General features: G+C 72.1%; 6 protein-coding genes. 3 read left to right on the plus strand and 3 right to left on the minus strand.

Going from position 1 to position 9,508, the window contains the following annotated elements; all coding sequences use genetic code 11:
- Window positions 1-31: 31 nt before the first annotated feature.
- Genes meaB through ABFX51_RS22470 form a run of 3 tightly spaced genes read right to left on the minus strand, consistent with a single transcriptional unit; the run spans window position 32 to window position 5,022 of the window.
- Window positions 32-1,015, minus strand: a complete 984-nt coding sequence (meaB, locus tag ABFX51_RS22460; RefSeq protein ID WP_346054820.1) for a methylmalonyl Co-A mutase-associated GTPase MeaB — start codon at window positions 1,013-1,015, stop codon at window positions 32-34.
- On the minus strand, window positions 1,016-3,178 hold the full coding sequence (gene scpA, locus ABFX51_RS22465; RefSeq protein WP_091515138.1) for a methylmalonyl-CoA mutase: 2,163 nt from the start codon (window positions 3,176-3,178) through the stop codon (window positions 1,016-1,018).
- Window positions 3,178-5,022, minus strand: coding sequence for a methylmalonyl-CoA mutase family protein (locus ABFX51_RS22470; RefSeq protein WP_091515141.1), 1,845 nt, complete (start codon window positions 5,020-5,022; stop codon window positions 3,178-3,180). Before ABFX51_RS22470 ends, scpA begins: the two co-directional genes overlap by 1 nt.
- A 148-nt stretch (window positions 5,023-5,170) precedes the next feature.
- Between ABFX51_RS22470 and ABFX51_RS22475 the strand changes: the two genes are divergently transcribed.
- Genes ABFX51_RS22475 through ABFX51_RS22485 form a run of 3 tightly spaced genes read left to right on the plus strand, consistent with a single transcriptional unit; the run spans window position 5,171 to window position 9,333 of the window.
- Entirely contained in the window at window positions 5,171-6,853 is a 1,683-nt protein-coding gene (locus ABFX51_RS22475) for a serine/threonine-protein kinase (protein ID WP_245783373.1), read from the plus strand.
- A 16-nt stretch (window positions 6,854-6,869) separates the two neighbouring features.
- The gene (locus ABFX51_RS22480) at window positions 6,870-7,661 is read left to right on the plus strand and encodes a purine-nucleoside phosphorylase (RefSeq protein WP_091515144.1); all 792 of its coding nucleotides are present in this window, start codon (window positions 6,870-6,872) and stop codon (window positions 7,659-7,661) included.
- Between the two features lie 16 nt (window positions 7,662-7,677).
- Window positions 7,678-9,333, plus strand: coding sequence for a phospho-sugar mutase (locus tag ABFX51_RS22485; protein WP_346054821.1), 1,656 nt, complete (start codon window positions 7,678-7,680; stop codon window positions 9,331-9,333).
- Window positions 9,334-9,508 lie beyond the last annotated feature (175 nt).

Raw genomic sequence — 9,508 nt, forward strand, 5'->3', positions numbered from 1 at the left:
AGCCCAGTGTGCCTGGAGAGGTACCCGCCTGTCACGCTCCGAAAGCGTCCAGGATGCGTTGTGCCGCGAGGGTCGCGGTGAGCTCGCCGTCGCGCACGGCCTGCTCGACCTCGGGCACGATCGCCCTGACGCCGGGGTGTTCGGCCAGACGCCCCAGCAACTGCTCACGCACCATCGACCAGGTCCAGTCGACCTGCTGCCGCTGCCGCCGGGCGGTCAGCTCGCCCGATTCCACCAGCTGCTCGCGGTGCCGCTCGATCTGCTGCCACACCGTGTCGAGGCCGACGTCGTCGAGGCCGCTGCACGTCAGCACGGGCGGGGTCCACGGCGCGTCGGGCCCGTAGATCATCCGCAGCGCGCCGGCGAGTTCGCGGGCCGCGCGCTTGGCGTCGCGCTCGTGGTCGCCGTCGGCCTTGTTGACGGCGATGACGTCGGCCAGCTCCAGGACGCCCTTCTTGATGCCCTGCAACTGGTCGCCGGTGCGGGCCAGCGTCAGGTACAGGAAGCAGTCGACCATGTTCGCGACGGTCACTTCGGACTGTCCCACCCCGACGGTCTCCACGAGCACGACGTCGTAGCCCGCCGCCTCCATCAGCACGATCGTCTCGCGGGTCGCGCGCGCGACGCCGCCGAGCGTGCCGGAGGTCGGCGACGGCCGGATGAACGCCGCCGGGTCGACCGCCAGCCGCGCCATGCGCGTCTTGTCGCCGAGGATGCTGCCGCCGGTGCGCGTGGACGACGGGTCGACCGCGAGCACGGCGACCCGGTGCCCGGCCGCGGTCAGGTCGATGCCCAGCTGGTCGATGAATGTCGACTTGCCGACTCCGGGGACACCCGTGATGCCGACCCGCCGCGCGCCACCCGAGTGCGGCAGCAGCTCCACCAGCAGCTCCTGCGCCTGCCTGCGGTGGTCGGCGCGCTGGGACTCGACGAGCGTGATGGCACGGGACAGCGTGCCCCGGTCACCCGCGAGGACGCCCTTGGCGAGGGCGCCGACGTCGATCGCGCGCGCCACTCAGTCCTGCTCCAGCTGGTCGAGCAGGTCGAGCGCCGCGTCGGCGATGACCGTGCCCGGCCCGAAGATCGCCGCCGCCCCGGCCGCCCGCAGCTCGTCGTAGTCCTGCGGCGGGATGACGCCGCCGACGACGACCACCACGTCCTCGCGGCCGAGCTTCGCCAGCTCCTCGCGCAGCGCGGGCACGAGCGCGAGGTGCCCGGCGGCGAGCGAGGACACCCCGACGATGTGCACGTCGGCCTCGACGGCCTGCCGCGCGACCTCGGCCGGGGTGGAGAACAGCGGGCCCACGTCGACGTCGAACCCGAGGTCGGCGAACGCGGTCGCGATCACCTTCTGCCCGCGGTCGTGCCCGTCCTGCCCCATCTTCGCGACGAGGATGCGCGGCCGGCGCCCTTCGGCCTCGGCGAACTCCTCGACACGCGCGCGTACCTTGTCCACGTTCTCGGTCTTCCCGACCTCGTCCCGGTACACGCCGGAGATCGTACGGATCTGGCCCGAGTGCCGCCCCCACACCTTTTCCAGCGCCTCGGAGATTTCGCCGACGGTCGCCTTCGCCCGCGCCGCGTCCACGGCGAGTTCGAGCAGGTTGCCGTCGGACTCGGCGGCAGCGGTGAGCCTCCGCAGGGCGTCCTCGACGGCGGCCGGGTCGCGCTCCTCGCGCAGCCGCCGCAGCTTCTCCAGCTGCTGGGCACGTACGCCCGCGTTGTCCACCTTCAGCACGTCGATCTGCTGGTCGTCGACCACGCGGTACTTGTTGACCCCGATCACCGGCTGCCGCCCGGAGTCGATCCGGGCCTGCGTGCGGGCCGCGGCCTCCTCGATGCGCAGCTTCGGGATACCCGCGTCGATCGCCCGCGCCATTCCGCCCGCCGACTCGACCTCGGTGATGTGGCCCCACGCCTTGCGCGCGAGGTCGTAGGTGAGCCGCTCGACGAACGCGCTGCCGCCCCACGGGTCGATGACGCGTGTCGTACCGGACTCCTGCTGCAGCAGCAACTGCGTGTTGCGGGCGATGCGCGCCGAGAAGTCGGTCGGCAGCGCCAGCGCCTCGTCGAGGGCGTTGGTGTGCAACGACTGCGTGTGTCCCTGCGTCGCGGCCATCGCCTCCACACACGTGCGCACGACGTTGTTGAACACGTCCTGCGCCGTCAGCGACCAGCCCGACGTCTGGCAGTGCGTGCGGAGGGAAAGCGATTTCTCGTTCTCCGGCTCGAACTGCTTCACCAGCTTCGCCCACAGCAGCCGGGCGGCGCGCATCTTGGCGACTTCCATGAAGAAGTTCATGCCGATGGCCCAGAAGAACGACAGCCGGGGCGCGAAGGAGTCGATGTCCAGGCCGCCGTCCAGCCCCGCCCGGATGTACTCGACGCCGTCCGCGAGCGTGTACGCCAGCTCCAGGTCGGCGGTCGCCCCGGCCTCCTGCATGTGGTAGCCGGAGATGGAGATCGAGTTGAACCGCGGCATCCGCCGCGAGGTGTAGGCGAAGATGTCGGAGATGATCCGCATCGACGGCTGCGGCGGGTAGATGTAGGTGTTGCGGACCATGAACTCCTTGAGGATGTCGTTCTGGATGGTCCCCGCCAGCTGCTCCGGCGCGACACCCTGCTCCTCGGCGGCGACGATGTAGAGCGCCATCACCGGCAGCACCGCGCCGTTCATGGTCATCGACACGCTCATCCGGTCCAGCGGGATGCCGTCGAAGAGCTGCCGCATGTCGTAGATCGAGTCGATCGCCACGCCGGCCATGCCGACGTCGCCGGCCACCCGCGGGTGGTCGGAGTCGTAGCCGCGGTGCGTGGCCAGGTCGAAGGCGACGGAAAGCCCCTTCTGACCGGCCGCGAGGTTGCGCCGGTAGAAGGCGTTCGACTCCTCCGCCGTGGAGAACCCGGCGTACTGGCGGATCGTCCAGGGCTGGGTCGTGTACATCGTCGGGTACGGACCGCGCAGGAACGGCGCGAGCCCGGGGTACGTGCCCAGGAAGTCCACATCGGACAGATCCTCGGCCGTGTACAGCGGTTTGACGCCGATGCCCTCCGGCGTCTCCCACGCCAGCGCGTCGGGGCCCTTGCCGGTGCTCGCCTGCAGCGCCTCGGCCCAGTCCCGCTTGCCGCCCGGGCCGGGGACACCAAGTTCGACGTCGGAGAAGTCGGGGATGGCCATCACTTCACTCCCAGCGTTTCGAGGGTGCTGGTCAGCACGGCGAGCGCGTCGCAGCCCGTGTACGCGAACCCCGTGATCCCACGGTAGGACTCGCTGGGCTTACCGGCCAGGAGAACGGCTATCGCCCCCGCCTCGCGCAGGCCCGCGGCGACGTCGTTGGCCTGCGCGGCGTACGACTTGTCGCTGCCGCACAGGCAAGCCACCGCCGCACCGCTCTCACGGAAAGCGGCGACCGGGTCGTCGACCGCGCCCGGGTTGACCGGCTCGATCCCGCCTGCCTGGAACAGGTTCGACGCGAACATGGCGCGCGCGGTGTGCGAGGCGAGCGGGCCGAGCGTGGCGAGGAAAACCTTGGGCCGCTCGCCGTGCTCCGCCAGGTGCGCGTCGGAGCGGTCCCGCAGCCGCTCGAACGGCTCGGCGTACCGGTGCTTCGGCAGGCCGCCGCCGGGCACGACGGCGGGCAGCGGCGCGCGTTCCACCGGCTGCTCGGCCAGGAACGGGAACTCACTGACGCCCGTGATCGGGTCCTTCCGCGTGGCCAGCCGCTTCGCGCGCTTCTCCCACGTCTCGGCGAGCCGGTCCCGCACGAAACCCGAGGCGAGCGCGGCCTCGATCCCGCCCTGGCGCTCGATCTCGGTGAACTCCCGCCACGCGGCGTTCGCCAGTGCGTCGGTGAGGTTTTCCACGTACCAGGAGCCGCCCGCCGGGTCGATGACCCCGGCCAGCTTCGACTCCTCCAGCAGGATCGACTGCGTGTTGCGGGCGATGCGGCGGGAGAACGCGTCGGGCTGGCCGATCGCCGCGTCGAACGGCAACACGGTCACGGCGTCCGCACCGCCGACACCCGCGGCGAAGCACGCGACGGTGGTGCGCAGCATGTTCACCCACGGGTCACGCTGGGTGAGCATCGCGGTCGACGTCACGGCGTGCTGCTTCATCCCGTGCGCGGTCCCGCCGGACACCTCGGTGACGCGGGCCCACAGACGCCGGGCGGCCCGCAGTTTGGCGATGGTGAGGAACTGGTCGGCGGTCGCGGCGAAGCGGAACTCCAGCCGCGCGGCGGCGTCGTCCACGCTGAGCCCGGCATCGGTCAGCACCCGCAGGTACGCCACGCCCGCCGCGATGACCGCGCCGAGTTCCTGGGCGTCCGAACCGCCGGCCTCGTGGTACGGCAGCCCATCCGCGACGAGCGTGCGCAGCTTCGGGTGCTTCGCGGCGAGCCGCGCGGTCAGCTGGGCGGCGGGCGCGAGGTCGTGCGCCTCCCCGGTGCGGGCACGCAGGGTGACGGGATCGGCCCCGAGGGTGCCGACGACCTCACTGTCCGGGATCCCGGCGAACTCCGCCAGCAGCGCGTTCGCGGCCGTCTCGTACTCCTCCCCCGGTTCCAGGACGACCGGGGCGAGGTCCAGGTGCACGCCGTGCAGCGCCTCGCCCAGCGCGGCCGGCGCCAGCGAGTCGCCGCCGACGCGCAGCCACAGCGACGTGGCGCCGTTCTCGAGGTCGGCGAGGACGGCCCGGTTCGCCGCGGCCGGATCGGCGTTGGCGTGCAGCACGCGCACGTCCCAGCCGGTACCTTCGGGTCGCGCGCCACGCACGAACGGCGGCAGCCCGGGGAACCCGGCGGGCGCGGCCCCATCGTCCGCCGTGTACAGCGGCTGGATCTCGATGCCGTCGTAGGTCCGGGTGGTCAGCAGGCTCTCGGGAGGACCGTCGAACTCCTCGGGCAGCGCACCGCTCTTGCGCAGCACCCCGGCGACGAGCCGCTGCCACGCGGCGCGCTCCGGTGCGGGGAACTCGGCGGCCAGTGCCAGGTCATCGGGCTCCGTCGTCCCAGCCTGAGTCATACCTGTCGATGGTAGGGGCCGGGCATGCCGGGCAAGTGTGAGCCTGCTCGCGGTCATCAGCCAGAATGACCCCGTGGCCACCGACAGCGAGGAACCCCGCGTCGTCGCCGGACGCTACCGGCTGCGCGCGGTGCTGGGCTCGGGCTCGATGGGCACCGTCTGGTCGGCCTACGACGAGTTCCTCCAGCGCCCCGTCGCGGTCAAGGAGATCCGGCTGCCGCCCGGCGTGACCGCCGGGCAGGCCGACGAGCTGCGCGAACGCACCCTGCGCGAGGCACGCGCGATCGCCGTGCTGTCCCACCCGAACGTCATCGTGCTGCACGACGTCGCCCGCCAGGACGGCGAGCCGTTCGTCGTGATGGAGCTGCTGCCCTCGCACAGCCTCGCCGACCTGATCCGCGAGCACGGCCCGCTGACGGTGGAACAGGCCGCCGCCGTCGGTGACGCCGTCGCCGCCGCGCTGGAGGCCGCGCACGCGGCGGGCATCACCCACCGCGACGTCAAACCGGGCAACGTCCTGGTCGCCGACGACGGCCGCATCAAGCTCACCGACTTCGGCATCGCCCGCAACGTCTCCGAAGCCACGATGACCCGCACGGGCATGACGCTGGGCTCCCCGGCGTACATCGCGCCCGAGGTCGCCTCCGGCAAGGCCGTCACGCCGGGCGCCGACCTGTGGGGGCTCGGCGCGACCCTGTTCAACGCGCTGGAGGGCCACCCGCCCTTCGACGCCGACGGCGACCCGCTGGAGACCATCGGCAAGGTCGTGCGAGGCGAGGTGCCGCGGCCGTCACCCGGGCCGATCGCGCCGGTGATCACCGCGTTGATGGCCAAGGAACCACAGGACCGGATGCCGCTGCACGAGGTCCGCCGCCGGCTGTACCCGATGATCACCAAGGCGCCCCGGGTGCTGTTCAGCCCGGAGATGTTCCAGAAGGCGGCGGGCACCAGGGCCGAGGCGACGGACACGCGGGAGATGAAGCCCGCGCCCAAACCCGGCGCTTCCGGGGAGGAGCCGGCCGAGGCGAGCCAGGAGCTGGCCGCGGACCCCGGTCCCCTGCCGTTCGAGCCCACCCCGAGCGCCGAGCCGGGACACGGGCCGGCCGAGCCCACCCCGACGCTGGCCTCCGATCCGGGGCCGCTGCCCTTCTCCTCGGGACCGTCACGGGCGCCCCGCCGCAGCACCACCGCGACGGCGGTCCTCGTGGCCGTGGCGATCCTGTTGTTCGTGGTCTCGGCCGCGGGCGGGTTCGTCGCGGCACGGGTGATCGGTGCCGAGCCGCTCGTCCCGCCCACCCGCGCCGGCACGTCCGCGACGCCCCAGCCGCCGCCGACCAAGTTCGAACGCCGCACCGGGGACGCGTCGAACACGCGGGGCCAGGAGGCGACGTTCTCCGTCGAGGTGCCCGCCGACTGGACGCGGTTCACGAACGCCGGGGTCGGCGACAACCTGCCACCGTCGACGCTCGTCGAGTGGGTCTCGCCGGACGGTACGCAGATGCTGGCGGTGGACCACATCGCCGGCTACTTCCCGAGCTACACGATCGACCAGTACGTCAACGCCCTGTCGACGAGCCGGGGTCCCGGCGACTTCAAGCCGGTGTCCCGCAGCGCGCTGCCGGGCAAGGACGGCGTCGCGATGACGTACCGCACGTTGGACCGGGGCAGCAGCGGGAGCTCGGGGCAGCTCAGCCGGACGACGTTCGTGCAGGTCTTCCGCCACCAGTCGAGCCTGTGGGCGGTGAGCGTGACGGTGCCCACCGAGCAGGAGAACACCGCGCGCACCGAGCTGTACGAACGCATCGTGCCGACGTTCACCATCACCGGCTGAGCCTTAAGCTCAGCGCATGAGTGAACAGGACCTGGCCGGCGCGGCGGCGGCCACCATCGCCGAGCGCACGGGACACGCCAAGCACGACATCGCGGTGGTCCTCGGTTCGGGCTGGCGCCCCGCGGCGGACGTCCTCGGCGCGGGCGACGCGGAGATCCCGCTCGCCGAGCTGCCGGGGTTCGAGCAGCCCGAGGCGATCGGGCACGGCGGCACGGTGCGGTCGGTGGACGTCGAGGGCAAGCGCACGCTCGTGCTGCTCGGGCGCACGCACCTCTACGAGGGCAAGGGTGTCGGCCGCGTCGTGCAGAACGTGCGGACGGCGGCGGCGGCCGGTGTGAAGACCGTGGTGCTGACCAACGCCGCGGGCGGGCTGCGCGAGGGCTTCCAGGTCGGGCAGCCGGTGCTGATCTCCGACCACCTCAACCTGACGGCGACCTCCCCGATCGTCGGCGCGAACTTCGTGGACCTCGTGGACCTGTACACGCCGCGGCTGCGCAAGCTGGCGCGGGAGATCGACCCCGAGCTGGAGGAGGGCGTGTACGCCGGCCTGCCGGGTCCGCACTTCGAAACCCCGGCGGAGATCCGGATGCTGCGCACGATGGGCGCGGACCTGGTCGGCATGTCGACGGTGCTGGAGGCGATCGCGGCACGGGCGGCGGGGCTCGAGGTGTTCGGGCTGTCGCTGGTGACGAACCTGGCGGCGGGCATCACCGGTGAGCCGCTGAGCCACGAGGAGGTCCTGGAGGCCGGACGCGCGTCAGCTCATCGGATGGGCACCCTGCTGCGGGAACTCGTGGCGCGGGCGTGAAACGTAGGCTTAGCCGGTGAGCGAACCGGATCGGCTGCCGCGCGAGCTGCGCAACAGGGCTTTCGCCTGGATCACCCAAGACGTCGACGCCGACACCCGGGAAGAGCTGGAAGCCGTGCTGGCGCGAGCCATGCACGGTGAGCCGGGTGCGGTCGCCGACCTGGCGGACCGGATGGCGGGCCCGTTGCGGTTCGGCACGGCGGGGTTGCGGGGCCCGGTGCGCGCCGGGCCGAACGGGATGAACACCGCCGTGGTGGTCCGTACCACCGCGGGTGTCGCGGCGTGGCTGGCGCAGCGCGGGAAGACGGGGCAGATCGTCGTCGTGGGCCGGGACGCCCGGCACGGCTCGGAACGCTTCGCGACCGCCGCGGCGGAGGTGCTGTACGCGGCGGGTTTCGACGCGCGCCTGCTGCCCGGCCCGTTGCCGACGCCGGTGCTGGCGTTCGCGGTGCGGGAGCTGCGCGCGGCGGCGGGGGTGCAGATCACCGCGTCCCACAACCCGCCTGCCGACAACGGCTACAAGCTCTACGACGAAAGCGGTTCGCAGATCGTCCCGCCTTCCGACGCGGAGATCGAAGCGGCGATCGCGGAGGCGCCGGGCGCCATCCGCGTCGAGCGGACGCCCGGTGTTCCGGTGCTGGGCAACGAGATCGTGGACGCGTACCTGGCGAAGGTGGTGGCCATCCCGTCGGGCCGCTCCGGCGCGCTGCGGATCGCCGCGACGGCGCTGCACGGCGTCGGTGCCCAGACCCTGCGGCGTGCCTTGGCCGCGGTGGGGTTCGAGGACGTGCACCTGGTCGCGGAGCAGTCGGAGCCGGACCCGGATTTCCCGACGGTGTCGTTCCCCAACCCGGAGGAGCCGGGTGCCACGGACCTGTTGCTGGCACTGGCCGCCGAGGTGGACGCGGACCTGGCGGTAGCGCTGGACCCGGACGCCGATCGGTGTGCGCTGGGGGTTCGCGACCGTGACGGCGCCTGGCGCATGCTGCGGGGCGACGAGACGGGTGTTCTCCTGGGTGAGCACGTCCTGTCGACGACCAAGGCCCAGGACCCGCTCGTGGCCACGACCATCGTGTCTTCGTCGATGCTGGGCCGGATCGCCGCCGAGCACGGTGCCCGGTACGCGGAGACGTTGACGGGCTTCAAGTGGCTGACCAGAGCCGGCGAGGGCCTGGTGTTCGCGTACGAGGAGGCGCTGGGCCTGTGCGTGAACCCGGACTTCGTGCGGGACAAGGACGGTATCGCGGCAGCCGTGATGGCGTGTGATTTCGCCGCCGGGCTGAAGGCGGAGGGCCGCACGCTCCTCGACGTCCTGGATGATCTCGCCGCCCGTCACGGCGTGCACGTCACCGACCAGGTTTCCCTGCGTGTGACGGATCTGGGCGTGCGCACGGAGCTGATGGACTCGGTCCGTGCCGCCCCGCCGGCGGTCCTGGCGGGCACGCCGGTCACGGCGGAGGACCTGTCGCCGGGCGCGGACGCCATCCGCATCACCGGCGAGGGCCTGCGGGTGGTGATCCGCCCGTCCGGCACGGAGCCGAAGCTGAAGACGTACCTGCAGGTCGTGGAGCCGGTCACCGGTTCACTAGCCGAGGCGCGGGCTCGTGCGACTTCCCGCCTGGCAGCCCTGCGGCAGGACGTCGAGTCCCTGCTCAGCTCCCGCCGGGATTGATTTCCTGCCCAGCTCCAGCCGCGGGCGTCGCCCCGGTTGGGCTGCCGGACGCGCAAAAAAAAGAACCCCGGGGCTTCGGGAGAATTTCTTCTCGACCGAAGCCCCGGGGCTTCCAATTTGAGTTCGGCGGTGTCCTACTCTCCCACACCCTCACGAGTGCAGTACCATCGGCGCT

Origin of the sequence: Amycolatopsis dongchuanensis (genome assembly GCF_039542405.1) — a bacterium.
Lineage (GTDB): Bacteria > Actinomycetota > Actinomycetes > Mycobacteriales > Pseudonocardiaceae > Amycolatopsis_E > Amycolatopsis_E sacchari.